At 41.0% G+C, this 17,533-nt stretch carries 14 protein-coding genes; 8 read left to right on the top strand and 6 right to left on the bottom strand.

Translation table 11 applies throughout. The features are described from left to right. Window positions 1-11: 11 nt before the first annotated feature. The 5 genes from hslU to QWY93_RS11735 all read right to left on the bottom strand — a co-directional run bounded on the left by hslU (window position 12) and on the right by QWY93_RS11735 (window position 7,651). Window positions 12-1,415, bottom strand: coding sequence for an ATP-dependent protease ATPase subunit HslU (gene hslU / locus QWY93_RS11755; protein ID WP_290248452.1), 1,404 nt, complete (start codon window positions 1,413-1,415; stop codon window positions 12-14). 22 nt (window positions 1,416-1,437) lie between these two features. Continuing rightward, the gene (gene porQ / locus QWY93_RS11750; protein WP_290248451.1) at window positions 1,438-2,481 is read right to left on the bottom strand and encodes a type IX secretion system protein PorQ; all 1,044 of its coding nucleotides are present in this window, start codon (window positions 2,479-2,481) and stop codon (window positions 1,438-1,440) included. Beyond that, complete coding sequence (gene lon, locus QWY93_RS11745; RefSeq protein WP_290248450.1) at window positions 2,450-4,933, bottom strand: endopeptidase La; 2,484 nt, start codon at window positions 4,931-4,933, stop codon at window positions 2,450-2,452. The genes porQ and lon overlap by 32 nt, the downstream gene beginning before the upstream one ends. A 227-nt stretch (window positions 4,934-5,160) precedes the next feature. Continuing rightward, window positions 5,161-6,480 carry an RIP metalloprotease RseP gene (gene rseP, locus QWY93_RS11740; protein WP_290248449.1) on the bottom strand — a complete coding sequence of 440 codons (1,320 nt, stop codon included), beginning with the start codon at window positions 6,478-6,480 and terminating at the stop codon, window positions 5,161-5,163. A 10-nt stretch (window positions 6,481-6,490) separates the two neighbouring features. Further along, a complete protein-coding gene (locus QWY93_RS11735; RefSeq protein ID WP_290248448.1) occupies window positions 6,491-7,651 on the bottom strand; it encodes a 1-deoxy-D-xylulose-5-phosphate reductoisomerase in 1,161 nt (386 codons plus the stop codon). Between the two features lie 393 nt (window positions 7,652-8,044). Between QWY93_RS11735 and QWY93_RS11730 the strand changes: the two genes are divergently transcribed. The 8 genes from QWY93_RS11730 to QWY93_RS11695 all read left to right on the top strand — a co-directional run bounded on the left by QWY93_RS11730 (window position 8,045) and on the right by QWY93_RS11695 (window position 15,562). After that, window positions 8,045-9,496, top strand: a complete 1,452-nt coding sequence (locus QWY93_RS11730) for a S1C family serine protease (protein ID WP_290248446.1) — start codon at window positions 8,045-8,047, stop codon at window positions 9,494-9,496. 102 nt (window positions 9,497-9,598) lie between these two features. After that, the gene (locus tag QWY93_RS11725) at window positions 9,599-10,015 is read left to right on the top strand and encodes an HI0074 family nucleotidyltransferase substrate-binding subunit (protein WP_290248444.1); all 417 of its coding nucleotides are present in this window, start codon (window positions 9,599-9,601) and stop codon (window positions 10,013-10,015) included. Between the two features lie 311 nt (window positions 10,016-10,326). After that, window positions 10,327-11,463 (top strand): ABC transporter substrate-binding protein, encoded by a 1,137-nt coding sequence (locus tag QWY93_RS11720; protein WP_290248443.1) that lies wholly within the window; start codon window positions 10,327-10,329, stop codon window positions 11,461-11,463. Between the two features lie 4 nt (window positions 11,464-11,467). After that, window positions 11,468-12,520, top strand: a complete 1,053-nt coding sequence (locus QWY93_RS11715; protein ID WP_290248441.1) for an iron chelate uptake ABC transporter family permease subunit — start codon at window positions 11,468-11,470, stop codon at window positions 12,518-12,520. Continuing rightward, a complete protein-coding gene (locus QWY93_RS11710) occupies window positions 12,520-13,530 on the top strand; it encodes an ABC transporter ATP-binding protein (protein WP_290248440.1) in 1,011 nt (336 codons plus the stop codon). Before QWY93_RS11715 ends, QWY93_RS11710 begins: the two co-directional genes overlap by 1 nt. Before the next feature lie 156 nt (window positions 13,531-13,686). After that, the gene (locus QWY93_RS11705; protein ID WP_290248439.1) at window positions 13,687-14,118 is read left to right on the top strand and encodes a MarR family winged helix-turn-helix transcriptional regulator; all 432 of its coding nucleotides are present in this window, start codon (window positions 13,687-13,689) and stop codon (window positions 14,116-14,118) included. 103 nt (window positions 14,119-14,221) lie between these two features. Beyond that, window positions 14,222-15,226, top strand: a complete 1,005-nt coding sequence (locus tag QWY93_RS11700) for an NAD(P)/FAD-dependent oxidoreductase (RefSeq protein ID WP_290248438.1) — start codon at window positions 14,222-14,224, stop codon at window positions 15,224-15,226. Window positions 15,227-15,241: 15 nt separating this feature from the next. Beyond that, window positions 15,242-15,562: a 2Fe-2S iron-sulfur cluster-binding protein gene (locus tag QWY93_RS11695; protein ID WP_290248437.1), complete on the top strand. Its 321-nt coding sequence runs from the start codon at window positions 15,242-15,244 to the stop codon at window positions 15,560-15,562. Window positions 15,563-15,614: 52 nt separating this feature from the next. Here the strand turns inward: QWY93_RS11695 and QWY93_RS11690 are convergent, their stop codons facing one another. After that, window positions 15,615-17,522: a DUF389 domain-containing protein gene (locus QWY93_RS11690; protein WP_290248436.1), complete on the bottom strand. Its 1,908-nt coding sequence runs from the start codon at window positions 17,520-17,522 to the stop codon at window positions 15,615-15,617. Window positions 17,523-17,533: the final 11 nt, after the last annotated feature.

Below are 17,533 nucleotides of genomic sequence, written 5' to 3'. Positions count from 1 at the left end.
AATCATTTTAATTACAATATATATTGAGAAAGATCTCTATTTTTCACCAAAGAACTCAACCTATCTTCCACCATTTCCTTGGTGATCAGAATTTTAGAATTGGCCTCAATGGTATCTGGAACGTCAAATAAGAAATCATTCAATAAATGACTCATAACAGTATGAAGTCTTCTTGCACCAATATTTTCGACTTCTTCGTTAATCTTGAAGGCCAAACGGGCAATTTCCTCTATAGCTTCATCCGAATATTCCAATGAAACTTCCTCAGCTTTGAACAAGGCCTGGTATTGCTTGGTCAGGGCATTTTTGGGTTCCCTCAAAATCCTGGCAAAATCCTTTTGAGTAAGGTTATCCAATTCCACCCTGATGGGGAAACGTCCTTGCAATTCCGGGATAAGGTCAGAGGGTTTGCTCACATGGAAAGCACCCGCAGCAATAAACAGCACATGATCGGTGTGCACCAATCCATATTTAGTATTGACTGCACTTCCTTCCACTATGGGAAGAAGGTCCCTTTGGACACCTTCCCTGCTTACATCGGGGCCACCACTTCCCTGGCCGCTCTTGGAGGCAATTTTATCCACCTCATCAACAAAAATAATCCCATTGTTTTCAGCCAAATGGATGGCTTCTTCTTTGACTTCATCAAAATCTATAAGTTTGGAAGTTTCCTCTTCCATCAAAATTTTCCTGGCCTCGGCAATGGTCAATTTTCTCTTTTTGGTCTTTTTGGGCATCATTCCACTCAACATATCCTGAAGCCCGGCCATACTGGCATCATCTATCATCCCATTACCGATCATGCCAACTCCCACATTGGAAGATTGTTTGACATTGATCTCCACTTTCCTCTCCTCCAGTTCACCATTTTTAAGTTTTTCACGGAAACGCTCCCTGGTTCTTTCATTTAGCTCCTGTTCTGAAGCCTTATCTGGGTCAAACTCTCCCTGTTGGGCTGTAGAAGAAGTAGCACTGTAGGTGGGCGTTTTGACTGGGGGAATCAAAATATCCAACAAAATATCCTCCACATTTTCAGCGGCTCTTTCTTTTACCTCCTCATTTTTAGCTTCCTTCACCAAATTGATGGATTGCTCCACCAAGTCTCTTACCATGCTCTCCACATCACGCCCTACATACCCTACTTCAGTAAATTTGGAAGCTTCCACCTTTGTAAATGGAGCATTGGCCACACTGGCAAGCCTCCTGGCAATCTCCGTCTTTCCTACCCCGGTAGCACCAATCATCAGAATATTATTAGGAACAATATCCTTTTGCAGATCAGTCTTAACCATCATTCTTCTGATCCTGTTTCTAAGGGCAATAGCCACATTTCTTTTAGCTTCTTCCTGTCCAATGATATATTTATCTAACTCCTGGACAATTTGCCTTGGTGTCAATTGTTTGATTTCTTTCATAATTAATTTGATATCTTTTACATCAAAATGACCTTAAGTCATTGATATTTGTTGTTATTCCAATTAAGTTGGCAGCACTAGCTACCTGATAAAACATCCTTGTATAAGATAACTCAAATTTCTTAATCCCTAAGGTAAATCCCCCGCTAAATCCTCCCAATCCATTACCGGAAGCAACAGAAAGCTCTTTCCGTATAAGGTGATTGTATCCAATTTGCATCCTGAAATTATCATGGGCAAGAATCTCAGCCCCCCAAATCAATCTCCGGAACACACTTTCTCCCCAACCTGACTGATCATTGGAAGAATCCCTAAAGGAATAGAAATAATCTCTTTCTTCTTTTTTTATATTCCTGGCAGTAAGGTGAAACCTTACCGGCATATGTTCAGGTTTAATACTAAGGCCTATTTTTATATCTGTGGGCAAGCTAAGCTTTTTTTGCCCTTCTAAATAAGACGATATTGGAAAACCTAAGTTTTTAACAACCATGCCCATTTTTAAATCTTTTTTTGGGTGCTGATATCCCACTCCAAAATCAAAGGCTAAAGCATATGCATTATATGACTCCAATATGGACCCCAGCAATTTTAAACTTCCACCATATTGAAAAACCCCTTGCGAAAAAGCATGGCCCAAAGTTATGGCAAATTCCCTTGCGTAAAACTTACCTGTATAACTTCCGGTTTCATCATAACCCTCAAAAGCCCCATAATTAAAATATTGCAAGCCAGCACCCATAATCCCATTTCCCCAGCTTGACCAATGATATCCCATTTGAAAAATATCTACTCCTCCAGGAAAATTAAGATAATGGAAGGAGGCAGCCCCAACTATTGTGCTGTCCATTCCTGAGGGGTTGGCTAAAAACATAAGGGGGTCATGGGAAGATGTCAGGTTTAGCCCTCCCAAGGCAGCCTGTTGGGTAGAGGAAGGATGATCAATAAAAGCAAAACCAGCTTGGCTTTCCTGCCCCATGGAAGTGCAAAGGGATGCCAGAAGACATCCCCAAACTAAAATCCATCGATATATTATATCAGGCTTCAACCGCTTTATCAGACTTTTCAAAAGTCAATTTCAGGGGGTAATCCACTTTGACTTTAAGCAGCGCTATGTCCAACACTTCATCCACTTTATCCACAAAATGGAATTTCACCCCTTCTAGGTATTTTTTATCGATTTCCTCAATATCCTTCTTGTTTCTATTACATAAAACAATTTCCTTGATACCTGCACGCTTCGCAGCCAGGATTTTTTCTTTAATGCCACCCACAGGCATCACTTTCCCCCTAAGGGTTATTTCTCCTGTCATGGCCAGTTTGGCCTTCACTTTCCTTTGGGTGTATAAGGAAGCCAAAGCTGTCAACATAGTAATCCCTGCGGAAGGCCCATCTTTAGGAACTGCACCTGCTGGAACATGGACGTGCAGGTCATATTGGTCAAATATCCTATTATCGATACCCAGGGAATCTGCCCGGGACCGAAGATAAGAAATGGCTGTCATAGCTGATTCTTTCATCACATCGCCCAATTGACCGGAAAGGGTTAATTTACCTTTCCCTTTACTCAAGGAAGTTTCTATAAACAAAATTTCCCCTCCTACGGAAGTCCAGGCAAGACCGGTAACTACTCCGGCAACACTGTTGTCCTGGTAAATTTCCTTATCAAAGATTTCCCCACCAAGAATCTTACGGACCATGGCAGGAGTGATTTTTTTCTGGTATTCTTCCTCCATGGCAATGGACTTGGCCACATTTCGAATCACTGTACCAATGGTCCTTTCAAGGTTCCGTACACCAGATTCACGGGTATAGTCTTCAATGATTTTGACAATGGCCTTTTTATCAAAGCTAACATCCTTTGCTTTCAATCCATGCTCTTTTCTTTGCTTAGGAATCAAATGCTTTTTACATATTTCAACCTTTTCCTCCATGGTATATCCGGTCACCTCTATTACTTCCATCCTATCCCTTAGGGCGGGCTGAATAGTTTCCAATGAGTTGGCAGTAGCAATGAACAAAACCTTGGAAAGGTCATATTCAACTTCCAGGAAGTTATCTACAAAGGTGCTGTTTTGCTCTGGATCAAGCACTTCCAACAAAGCAGAAGATGGGTCCCCTCTAAAATCGGAGCTCAACTTGTCCACTTCATCCAAAACATAAACTGGATTGGATGTTTTGACCTTTTTCATGCTTTGGATGATCTTGCCCGGCATCGCTCCTACATAGGTTTTTCTATGGCCTCTAATCTCTGCTTCATCATGAAGCCCGCCTAGTGACATGCGGACATATTTCCTGCCAAGGGCTTTGGCAATGGATTTCCCCAGGGAGGTTTTCCCCACACCCGGAGGGCCATATAAACAAAGAATAGGCCCTTTCAAATCTCTTTTTAATTTCAGGACAGCCAAGTATTCTATGATTCTGTCTTTGACCTTATCCAAACCATAATGGTCATTATCCAATATGTCCTTAGCTCTTTTAAGGTCGAAATTATCCGGGGTAGTTTCATCCCAGGGCAATTCCACCATTACCTCAGCATAATTTAATGCTATGGGGTATTCTGCTGCAGAGGGATTAATTCGGAGGATTTTATCCAGTTCCTTTTCAAAATGTTTAGCTACCTCAGGGGGCCAATTTTTCTTTTTCCCTTTTGCCCGGAGTTCTTCCACTTCCTTCTCAGGACCTTCCTCTCCCAACTCAGTCTGCAAAACTTTCATCTGCTGACGAAGGAAGTAATCCCTTTGTTGCTGGTCAATATCCGTGTGGACCTTTTTGTGAATCTCACTTTTAAGTTCCAGCATCTGGATATCTTTCATCATATATTCCAGCAACAAAGTAGCCCGTTCCAGGCCATCATTGATCTCCAAAAGCTTTTGCTTGGCCTCTACTGGAGCATTGATATTGGAAGAAAGAAAATGAGTCAGAAATGCAGTACTGTCAATATTATCCAAGGCTACCTGAGCCTCCCTTGGAATTTCAGGATTCAGCTGGAGGATTTTACCTGCAGCATCTTTAAGGGATTCTTCAAGGGCATCAATTTCCTTATTATTATCCGGGAAGCTTTCCTCCAAATATTCCACCTTAGCTTCAAAATAAGGATCCTCCCGCAAAGTTTCTTTTATCTTGAATCGCGTTTTGCCCTGGATAATAATGGTTGTATTTCCATCTGGCAATACAATCATTTTTATGATTTTTGCAATGGTCCCTACATGGTAAATATCCTCCCAAGAGGGGTCATCGTTATTGGGGTTGACCTGGGCACACACCCCAATCATTTTATTGCCCTTTTGGGCTTTTTTGACCAATCTTATGGAACGCTCTCTCCCCACAGTGATGGGTATTACCACCCCTGGGAACAAAACGGTATTCCTTACGGAAAGAATCGGAATTTCATCTGAAAAATCTTCGGGCTGGGTTTGTCCTTCTTCCTCTTCATCCGTGATCAAATGGATCAAATCACCTTCTCCGGCAAAATCCCCCATGATCAAAGATTGGTATAGTGGACTGTCGTTTTTGTTCATATAGATAATGACTGTTATTTTGTCATATTTTATTTAAAATACAAGAAGAACCTTTAATTAACAAAGGCTCCTTTACTAAACTCAAGGGATATGCCAATGTTTGGATTGGTACAAAATGGCAGGAATAAGCATGATTTCTGAACACCTTTTCTTCCGGGACCTAAATGTTTCGTTAAAAAAAGGGGGAACTTCCGCTCCCCCTTTTCTTTATTTTTATGATTTTAATTTCAGCCTCCTGAAAATAATTTCAAAATATCATTACCTATGGCAAAAACCATCAAGGCTAATAGGAGCACCATACCAACTTTTTGGGCATTCTCCAGAAATTTCTCAGAAGGGCTTTTTCCGGACACCATTTCATACAGAAGAAAAACCACATGCCCCCCATCCAATGCTGGAATAGGCAATAAATTCATAAAGGCAAGGATCATGGAAATAAGACCGGTAATGCTCCAAAATTTCACCCAATCCCAGTTACTTCCGTAGATCTGGGCCATTCCAATTGGTCCACTTACATTTTTGGCAGAAACTTCCCCAGTAAACATTTTACCCAGGGCCCTTGCATTGACTATTACCACACTAAATGCCCTTTCAGCACCTTTGGGAATGGATTCGGCAAATGAATAACTTTTGCGAACCGGCTCGATCAATGGGTTTACCATTACCCCTATCAAGCCATTCTTATTGACTTTTACCTTATCTGTAAGGACCTCCCCATTTCTTTCATAGGTCAACTCCACCTCCTTAGATGCATTGGAAGACAATTTTTCCTGAAAGTCATTAAAATAACGAACCTTTTCCCCATTAACTGCCAAGATCTTATCCCCGTCCTGAAAGCCAACATCTATTGCATTTCCTCCTTTCACTGCTTTTTTGATGGTAAAAGGAATCCCAATATCAATAAAATTGGACATGCTTTCCCGGTCAGAAAAAGAGTTGATAAATCCTCTTGGTATTTCGATTTTCACAATTTTTCCATCCCGCTCAACGGTATAATACCCATTGTCACTCAATAAAGCATCTCCACTGCTCAAATCAGATAGACTTTGATAGGGTTTCCCATTAATATTCAACACCTTATCTCCATCTTGAAAGCCAATTTGCTCTCCAATATCATAGGCTACAATCCCGTGTTCTATGATCTGGTCTCTTGAAAAATAAGTTTCTCCTTTATCATAAACTAGGAAAATAAATATTAATACCCCTGTGATTACGTTTACAATAATCCCCCCTAACATGACGATCAAACGCTGCCAAGCAGGTTTTGCCCTAAATTCCCAAGGTTGGGGCTCCGAGTTGAGTTGCTCTTTATCCATTGATTCATCCATCATTCCTGAGATTTTGACAAATCCACCTAATGGTATGGCCCCTAAAGAATATTCAGTTTCACCATATTTAAAACCGATTACCTTTGGAGGGAAACCAATGGAAAATTTTTCCACCCGCATGCCAAACAACTTGGCAGACAGCAAATGGCCTAACTCATGTAACCCAACCAAAATTGATAAGCCCAGCAAAAGCTGCCCCACCATTATCAAAGTATCCATGCTTATTTATTTAATGCTTAATTAATTCTTTTGTTTTTTCTCTTGCCTTTTTGTCAGTCTCCACATAATCTTCCAAGCTGGGATGAGCAATAAAGTCCACGGTTTGCAAGGTATGGCCTATTATATCTGACATTTCAAGGAAGCCTACCTCTCCGCACAAAAATGCGGCCACAACCACTTCGTTGCTAGCATTTAAGATGCATGGAGCATTGCCTCCTTTTTCTAAAGCCTCAAAGGCAAGTGATAAGTTCCTGAATGTATCCCCATCTGGAGCTTCAAATCCCAGGGAAGGATATTTCATAAAATCAAACCTGGGAAAATCTGAAACAAACCTGTCCGGATAAGATAAAGCAAACTGAATAGGAATACGCATGTCAGGCAATCCAAGTTGTGCTTTTATACTTCCATCTTCAAATTGGACCAAAGAATGGACAATGGATTGGGGATGGACCACCACTTCAATTTGTTTTGGGTCTACCCCAAACAACCATTTGGCTTCAATAACTTCCAAACCTTTATTCATCATTGAAGCGGAATCAATGGTAATTTTTGCCCCCATGTCCCAATTGGGATGTTTCAGTGCCTGCTCCTTGGTTACAGTACTTAAAAATTGTTTATCCTTCCCTCTAAATGGCCCGCCAGAAGCAGTAAGAATCAATTTCTCAATAGGGTTATGAAATTCACCTACCAGACATTGAAAAATAGCAGAATGTTCTGAATCTATCGGATAAATATTTACCCCTTTTTCCCTAGCCAGCTTTGTAATTAATTCACCGGCCACTACAAGTGTTTCTTTGTTAGCAAGGGCAATTTGTTTGCCTGCTTCAATGGCTTTGATCGTCGGCAATAATCCTGAGTATCCCACCAAAGCTGTCAAAACCACATCTATGGAATCCATTTCTACCACTTGGGCCAGGGAATTTTCACCTGCAAACACCTTGATAAAGTGAGGATCTAAAGCCTCTTTTACTTTCGGGTAATGGGTTTCATTGACAATTACAACAGCATTGGGCTTAAACTCCAAAGCTTGCTGAACAAGGAGATCTACATTATTTTGGGCTGTCAGCACTTCCACTTCAAACCGATCTGCATGGCCCCTGATCACCTCCAATGCTTGTGTCCCTATACTTCCGGTAGAACCTAAAAGGGCTACTTTCTTTTTTTCTGACATGTAAGTCTATTTTCACTCAACCGGCCATAATCAAACCGGTTCTCTTCCAAAGCTATTCTAATAAGCTGACAAATTTACAAGGTTAATAGACTTTTCCTTGGAATTTTTGCCTCTTTTTCACCCCCCTCAGTTTTGGCATCATCTTGGAAATCGGATAATTATCCTATTGATCAATAAATAAAATCCACGTACCTGTAACTTTAGTTAAAAAAATCACTTAAGATTAATCCCTATTTTGGGTGAAAAAGTCGTTTTAAAAATAAGATAAACCCATGAAAAAATTCATTCAAAAGGGTAATGAAAGCTGGATTGCACAAAACATATTAAAAATTGTTAAACGGTATACCTTAGTAAGAGTTTGATCGTAAATTGGACAATAAAATCAAAAATCTCATGAAAAAAAGCTTCATAACATTTGGGCTGGCCTTTTTTGCAGGACTCATGGGAGCCGGAACTTTCGAGTTGGTAAATGGAGAGGATCCTCAAAATGAATCTCCAATGCATAACACCGAAATTCCCCAGCCTCAGCAGGTAAATTTCTCCAGACCAGCAACTGGCAATAATATTCAAACCAATCCTCCCATATCTTTTGTGGAGGCCTCGGAAAAAAGTAAAGAGTCGGTCGTTTTTATCAAGAATTTTTCAGGGACCGATTACCGCAGGTACAGTATGTTTGACTTTTTCTTTGGCCCGCAAGGCGGATCCCCACAAAGGGTAAGCACCGGCTCTGGGGTGATTTTCAGTGAAGATGGTTATATCATTACCAACAACCATGTGGTTGACAGGGCGGAAACCATAGAGGTAGTCCATCATAAAAGGACTTTCAAGGCAAAATTGGTTGGCACTGACGCCAATACTGATATTGCAGTATTGAAAATAGATGCCAAAGGGCTCCCTGAAATTCAAAGGGGAAGCAGTAGGGACCTAAAAATAGGAGAATGGGTCATGGCCGTAGGCAACCCATTTAACCTTACTTCCACCGTCACTGCGGGTATCGTTTCTGCCAAGGAAAGACAAATCAATATTCTCGGAGGAGATTTCCCACTTGAATCTTTTATCCAAACCGATGCAGCAATTAACCCTGGAAATTCGGGAGGTGCATTGGTCAATATTCATGGGGAATTGGTAGGAATTAACACAGCCATTCTTTCCAGGACAGGTTCCTATACAGGTTATGGATTCGCTGTGCCCGTAGACATAGCTTCGAAGGTAGCCAATGATTTAATCCAATATGGAGAGGTCCAAAAGGCCATTCCGGGAATTGATGCTGTAGAAATCACCCCGGAATTGGCAGAAGAAATGGATTTGGAATCATTGGATGGGGTTATTGTTACCCACGTAATCAGGGATGGTGCGGCAGCAAAAGCCGGCATTCATAGAAATGATGTCATCACCAGTATCGATGGGGCTAAAATAACCGGAAAGGGAAGTTTTGAAGAAGCAATATCCTACTATTATCCTGGTGACAGAATAACAGTCACTTACCAAAGGGAGGGGAATGAAAAAAATGCCCAACTTACCCTTCAAAATTTGGAAGGAGGCACCGGAGTGATCAAAAGGGAATTTTATAGTTCCAATATTTTGGGAGCAAAACTTGAGGCGGTCAATACCGTTGAAAAGGACCGGTTGGACATCAATTATGGAATAAAAATTTCGGGGATGACCAGGGGGTATCTGAGGGAACTGGGCCTTGGCAATGGTTTTGTCCTTACCAAAATCAATGGTGAACCCGCACGGGATCCAAAGGAAATTGGTCCATTTTTGGAAGAATATAGTGGCAGGTTGCTCATCGAGGGCTTAACCCCTAAAGGCCAACCATTTATGCAAACCTATAGTATCAGGTAAGCCTTTCTCATCCATAGGAAATGGTAAAAAGAAAGTACCGAAAAGGCTTCCGGTACTTTCTTTTATTTATATAATTTGTATTTTTAAATAAATGATATTGCTATGAAAACCGCACCCATCACTTCAGAAAAATGCTTTGAGGACTTCCAATCTTCTTTTGTCGAATTACAGGAAGTTATAGAAGAAATTAACCTAAGAGGAATCGATCCTCACCGGGAACAACACCTGATCCGTTCATTTGAACTCACCCATGAACTAGCCTTAAAAACTATGACGGAGTACTTCCGCCAACAAGGCCGGCCTCCTTATTCAGGATCAAGGGATGTTACCATTGATGCTTTTGATGAAGAGATAATAGATGATGGCAAAGGCTGGTTAGACATGATCATCGGTAGAATAAAAGCAACTTCCATTTATACCGAAGATGTCCAACATGAAATGAGAGATAATATCATGAAATACTACATCCACTTGTTTGAGAACTTTGAGGTAAATATGAAGAATAAACTTAATCTTTAATTCAATCTCAAAGCCATATCGTTCAAGTATGATTTTACACCTGTTTTAATATTTTGATTTTTTTAACGGGTGTATTTTTCATGCTTCATCGATCACCCTACTTTAAAAAAGGAAATTGCTACCTACCCCCTCCCTTTCCGTATCATTATTCCTGCCCCCCTTACCCTAAACAACGGGAATCCCCCTGAATTTTTCCGATTATTAAGTTAGTTAATTGTAAATTAACAAGGGCTTCCCCTATTTTTGCATTTAAACAACAGCCATTAGTCCTTTATTATTGGGCAGACAATCATTGATTGAAAAATTTACAAATGAAAAGATTTATATTTTTAAGCACCCTCTTATTCTTTTTTTGGGCATGTTCATCACCATCCGACAAAAAAGAATCCTTATCCCTGGAACCATTGGTTTTGGATTTTGCCGAGGGCTTTCAAATTTTTCAGGGCGACGGATATAAAATCGTTGAAGTTTCACAGGGCTTTCCTGGGGACCATCAGGCATTCCGGTATTTAGTTATTGAAGATTCAAAACCGGAATTACCCGAAGGAAATTTTGATGGAATCATCCAACCAAAGGTAGAAAAGGTGATTCTCACTTCCACTACTCAGGTGCCCCATTTGGACTTGCTGGGCATCAATGAAAAATTGATCGCTTTTCCCAATACGGATTTAATTTCTTCCCCAAATGTCCGGAAAAGAATTGATGAAGGAAAAGTCATGGAACTGGGTGGGGGTGCAAGATTCAATATTGAAAAAATCCTTGAGTTGACCCCTGATTTGGTTGTTGTTTCTACTTTAGGGGATAATCTCAAAGATCTTCAAATACTCCAAAAAGCAAAAATACCCGCAGTCATTAACGGAGAGTATGTGGAAAAACATCCTTTGGGACGTGCAGAGTGGATCAAATTTACCGGTGCTCTGACCGGTAAACTTGAAAAATCCCTGCAAGTTTTTAATGATATCAAATCCAATTACCTTCAATTAAAAGAAAAGGTTAATCAAACGGATTTTCAGCAATTACCTACAGTTATCAGTGGGAATATGTACAAAGACATTTGGTATGCCCCAGCAGGAAATAATTGGGGAGGTTTATTCCTGAAAGACGCCGGAACGGATTATATTTTCAAAAACATGAAAAGTGAGGGCAGCCTTCAGCTCAATTATGAATTTGTCCTGGATAAAGGCATGGATGCAGAATACCTGTTAAGCACCGGTGAATACAAGTCCTTAGACGAAATGGCAAGAGCTGACAGCAGATACACGCAATTTAAATCATTTCAAAACGGCCAGGTCTTTACCTTTTCCAACAAAAGAGGACCAACGGGGGGGATGGAATATTTCGAATTGGGATACACCCGACCCGACCTCATTTTAAAGGACCTAATTAAGATCTTCCACCCCAGCCTTTTGCCCAATTACCAACTCTATTTCTATCAAAAGCTCCAATGACGAATTGAATACTTTCGCACCCCATACCAAAAAAATAAAAATCCTTGCCGGTTTAATATCCCTTATCCTTTTGTTTTTATTCAACCTGGGCATGGGGTCTGTGTACATCCCGCTCATGGAAATATTGGAAGCTTTACTGGGGGGGCAACTTACCAAATCAAGTTGGGAAACCATTATTTTCGAATATAGGGTTCCAAAAGCACTCACCGCGATACTTGCCGGCATATCCCTATCTCTTAGCGGACTTCAGATGCAAACTTTTTTCAGAAACCCTTTAGCAGGCCCCTATGTATTAGGGATCAGTTCAGGTGCCGGCCTGGGGGTGGCTATTTTATTATTAGGAAGCAGTGCCTTTGGCTGGAGTTTGGGGGGAACGATGACTTATATGAGCTGGGGTGTTTGGGGAATTATCATTTCCGGAAGTTTAGGAGCAATTTTAGTATTATTATTAATGAGCCTCACTGCCTGGAAGATCAAGGACAGTATGACCCTTTTGATCATAGGATTAATGTTTGGTAGTGCCTCAGGGGCCATTGTCAGTGTACTTTCCTATTTTGGGGATGCAGAGGAATTAAAATTATTTACCATTTGGTCCATGGGGAGCCTTGGTGGCATTACCCATAACCAATTGGCCATTCTGGCATTAATTACCTTAATAGGGGTTTTACCGGTAATTTTAAGGGTCAAATCCTACAATGCCATGTTGTTGGGAGAAAGATATGCCGCCAGTATGGGGATAAATATAAAGTCCCTTCGTTGGGCTATGATCCTCAGTACCGGAGTTTTGGCAGGAAGCGCCACGGCTTTTTGTGGGCCTATTGCATTTATTGGTATTGCAGTACCCCACCTTGCCAGAATGATTTTTCAAACAGGGGATCACCGGATTTTATTCCCTGCCTCGGCATTGATAGGGGCTGGTTTTCTCCTGTTCAGTGATGGTATCAGCCAATTGCCGGGTGCCGCTTCAACTTTACCCATTAATGTCATCACCTCCCTCTTTGGGGCCCCTTTGGTCATTTGGTTAATTTTAAAAAGAAACTTCAGTAAGGAATTTTGATGGACCAAAATAAAACAATATTGACGGGAAAAGGGATTTCTATTGGTTACAAAAAGAACAATAAGACCATTGAAGTGGCCGGACCTTTATCATTTGATTTGAAAAAGGGAAAGCTTACCTGTCTATTAGGTCCTAATGGAGTTGGAAAATCTACTTTGATCCGGTCCATTATGGGACAGATCCCTTGTCTAGCGGGAGAAGTTTTATTTAGGGAGAAACCCATTCAGGAGCATTCTGCCAAATCTTTGGCCCGGCAGATGAGCGTTGTCCTTACCGACAAAATTACTGCAGGTAATCTGACCGTTGGCCAATTGGTTAGTTTGGGACGAACCCCTTTTACCAATTGGTTGGGAGACCTCACCACAGGGGACAAAAAAGCCATCACCCAAGCCATGGAAGCCACCAAGACCTTATACTTGAGGGATTATTTAATTTCCGAAATCAGCGATGGCCAATTACAAAAAGTAATGATTGCCCGAGCTTTGGCACAAGATGGGGATTTGATTATTCTGGATGAGCCCACTGCCCACCTGGACTTGATCAACCGCTATGAAATCATGCATTTGTTAAGGGAAATTACCCAGCAGCAGAACAAAACCATTTTGGTCGTCACCCATGACCTGGACATTGCCATTGACAGCGCTGATGAATTGTGGTTAATGCAATGTGGAGAACCCCTGATTTGCGGATGTCCCGAGGACCTGATCCTTTCCGGAGAAATCAACCGCTTGTTGCCCAACCAAAAACTAATTTTTGACCCCAATTCGGGAAAGATCCGGTCAACAAAAGTGAAGAAATACCCCAATGTTATTGGGCCGGAACCCTATTCCAGCTGGTTAAAACAAGCCCTTTCAAAAAATAACATCCCCCTCCCCCAAGATTATTCAATCTATATTAAGACTACACCGCTTCAATTCAAGCTACAAAAAGGGGATCAAACCTTATTTTCCAAGGATCAAATCGCCAGCTTAATAGAAATACTAAAAGGTTTACCCCAAAGAAAAGATTAGTATGAATTTTTTTGAAACAAAATACGGAAGTTTGTTTCCCAAAACCAGGTACAGGCCTTTGCTTTACCCAAAAAACACATATACCCTATCTTTTTTATAGGGATTTGTTTTTATCAATCTTATTTTCCTTTTATATTTGTCATACTAACTAATACAATGACAAAGGAATTATACAGCCAATACTCATTTTTACTAGACCGGACTGCCAGGAGGGTAAAACAGTACGCCCAACAAAAGTTTAAAAATGGAGACTTTGACGTCACTGTTGATCAATGGGTAGTTTTGAAAAATTTATCTGAAAATGAGGCATTAAGTCAAACAGACTTGACCCAGTTGGTGTTTAAAGATCATCCAACATTGACAAGGATCATTGACATATTATGTAAAAAAGGCTATGTTGAACGGGTTCCTCACCCTGAAGACCGGAGGAGTTTTCAAATTCTATTGACCCAGGAGGGAAAAGAAAAGGTAATACAATTAAAACCTCAGGTATCATTGATCAGGGAAAAAGCCTGGGAAAAGCTGGATAAAAATGACTTTGAGGAATTTAAAAGGATACTTAATACCATCTACAATAACCTACAGTAATTTAGAATAAATTTAAATTAATAGGAATTTAGTTGTCCTACTAATTATATTTGCAGCAAGGACACATTTATCAAATTGCAAAGTAAATATTTAAAGATACACCATGATAACTACTGACATTTGCATCATCGGAGCCGGACCTGTTGGATTATTTACCGTATTTGAAGCAGGCTTGTTAAAAATGCGTTGTCATTTGATTGACGCATTGCCGCAGGTGGGTGGACAACTCTCTGAAATATATCCACAAAAACCTATTTATGATATTCCAGGCTACCCAGAAGTAAAAGCTCAGGAATTGGTGGATAACCTGGTAAAACAAATTGAACCATTCGACCCCACATACACTTTGGGGGAGCGAGTTGATCACCTCACCAAGCAGGATGATGGTTCTTTTGTGATCACCACCAGCGACAAAACCAAAGTTCACGCCAAGGTAATCGTAATTGCCGGAGGGTTGGGTTGCTTTGAGCCTAGAAAACCAGCCATTGAAAACCTGGAAAATTTTGAAGGGAAAGGTATTACCTACATGGTAAAAGACCCAGAACAATTTAGAGACAAAAAAGTTGTTTTGGCAGGTGGTGGTGATTCTGCCCTGGACTGGACTATTTTCTTGGCCGATGTTGCTGAAAAAGTAACTTTGGTTCACAGAAACGAGACCTTCCGTGGAGCCCCTGACTCAGCTGCCAAGGTATTTGACCTGGCCAACAATGGCAAGATTGATTTGATCCTAAGCTCTAACCTGACATCTATTGCAGGAAATGGCCACTTGCAAAGTGTAACCATGAAAAATAAAGCCAAGGAAGAGTTGATAGTGGATGCTGACTACCTAATTCCTTTGTTTGGATTAAGCCCGAAATTGGGCCCAATTGCAGATTGGGGGTTGAACATTGACAAAAATGCCATTGAAGTGGACACCACTGATTACTCCACAAATGTGGACAGAATCTATGCAGTAGGAGACATCAATACTTATGAGAATAAGCTGAAACTTATCCTTTGTGGATTCCATGAGGCTGCTTTGATGTGTCACAGCGCCTTTAAATATGTCTATCCTGACCAAAAATTAAGCTTTAAATATACCACCGTTAATGGTGTAAATGCATTTTAATATTAATTTTGTGGCATGGTAACATTTGAAGTTGAAGATCTTGACGGAAACCGTCAATCGATAGAAGCCCCGGACGATATGGGCTTAAGTCTCATGGAAGTCCTGAAAGCTTCCGATTATCCAGTATTGGCCACCTGTGGTGGAATGGCCCTATGTGCTACCTGCCATGTGGAGGTCCTGGAGGGAAAAGATGGTTTGGGCGATGCATCAGATGTAGAGCTAGACCAATTAGAAACCCTTCCCGAGCTTTTCCCCACTAGTCGGCTGGCCTGCCAAATCAGGATCAGTGACATGCTCGAAGGAGCAGTTATCAAACTGAGAGGAGAAGAGAACTAATCGGTTTATTCACCACATTTCCTAAAGTTGACCTGAACTCCAGGTCAACTTTTTACATTTTTACCCCCGTGGTAATTTCCAGTTCAACCTCCTCTCCAAGCATGGTTTCAACTTTTCGCTTCACCCTCAGCAATTCCTTTTCATCCAAAGGACCGTCTGCCACTAAGGTAACTGCAAGCCTTAAAGGGCTGAGCTGCCTTACATTCACCTCTCTGATAGTTACCTTTTCATTAAGTTGATATCCACTCAATTGTTGGATGATCTTGTTTTCATGGACCATTTTGGAAAAGCCAAAAGCCAAAGGAGTACTCACTCCCAAAACCAAAACCAAGGACCACATCAAACCTTTTTTGGCCAGGTGAAATGGACTGAACCCCAACAATAAAAAGGTAAGGGAAGCTGCTAAAACCATTCCCGCCAGGTTCGTTACCAATAAAAGTAAAGCCCCGGAAAAAACCTGCCAATTCAACCACCCCAGTCCAATTCCGGAAACTGCAAGTGGGGGCACCAAGGCCACAGCAATGGCTACTCCTGCCAAAGTCTTGGCTATTTCTTTTTTGGAATGTGCATAAGCACCGGCAACCCCTGATGCAGCCGCCACCCCAAGGTCAAGCAAATTGGGTCTTATCCTTGCCACAATTTCACTATTCAAAGTCTTCAGTGGAGTCAACCAGGTAATAAAAACAGCAAACAGGTATCCCAACAACAAACCAAACCCCACGGATTGAAGGCTATTTTTGATCAAATGCTGGTCTTGACGCAAAACACCCATACTTAAGGAAATGATGGGAGCCATCAAGGGAGCCAATATCATGGCACCTATAATTACAGGTGTGGAATTTGCAAAAAGACCAAAGGTGGCCAAAACCGTGGATAACACCATTAAAACCAGGTAACTTGAAGTAGGCTGTGAGTTCTCACGGAGTACGGTAAATAGGTCCTTAAATTCCTCTGTGGTGGCATGGTTAATATAGGGCAAAGGCCCGGATAACAGTTCATCCCTTAACTCCCCTCTGGGCAACATTTGTGTCTTGAATATCTCTTTATTGTTCGCTTCCGCCTGGGTATCCAAATACCTTCCAGGGACAATTTTCAAGACTTTAGGTACAACTTCCAGTTCAACTTCCTTGGTGCTTTGAAATACTCCGTCCACACTCAAATTAATTGGTTCCGGACTTTGAACAATTAGTTTTTTGGTTTTTATATGAGCAGCAAAAGGAGGTAATTTGGAATTTTTGGTCGACCGAAAAAAGCTTTTTATTGTAAATTCAAGTAAGCCAAAAACACTATGAGGAGAAAGGACAATATTATGCATCATCCCATCATTTACAAATGAATCTTCCAATATCCGCCTGGACAATAAGGAACTCTTACCATGCTCAACCACAACCATTCCTAATGCGGCAGTTTCAATCTTTTCCTCCTTTTTACCCTCCCCATTTTCATTATTCCCTTCCTTTTGGATGAGGATACTGTAAGGGTGCAAGTGCATCCTCCTAAACATTTTAAAAAAGCTTTTAAACTTTCCCCACAGCCGCTTAATCGCCGACAATTCTGCACTACCATACATCACACTTAGCGATTCCCCAATAACCACAGTATTGAAAACAGGCCTACCATTAACCATAAGGGCATCCACCCTTTTGACCTCATCAGTTTTTAAAATATTCTCCGCCGCTTTTTCTATACTGGAACCTACGCCAAAACCTTGACGGGCGTGGGTCATTTTGGGATGGGGAAGAAAGCCCAACTGCCATTCGTTTTCAATCACCTTGGGAAAAAGGGCCTTCAATTGGTCATCAGACAAATAAGTAACCAAAAAATCATCTTCTTCCAGGGCAATTTCAAGATTTAGGGAAAATGGAATTTTCCCTTTTAGTAATTCTCCAAATAAAGGAACAATTTTATCTTCAACTTCTTCTGCAAGGCTTTCATCAAACAAAAGTGTAATCCCTTTCATGCTTATAAAAA

It is taken from the genome of Echinicola jeungdonensis, assembly GCF_030409905.1.
Lineage (GTDB): Bacteria > Bacteroidota > Bacteroidia > Cytophagales > Cyclobacteriaceae > Echinicola > Echinicola jeungdonensis.
The sequence above is the reverse complement of the archived record's forward strand: the minus strand, read 5'-3'. Positions and strand labels throughout refer to the sequence as shown.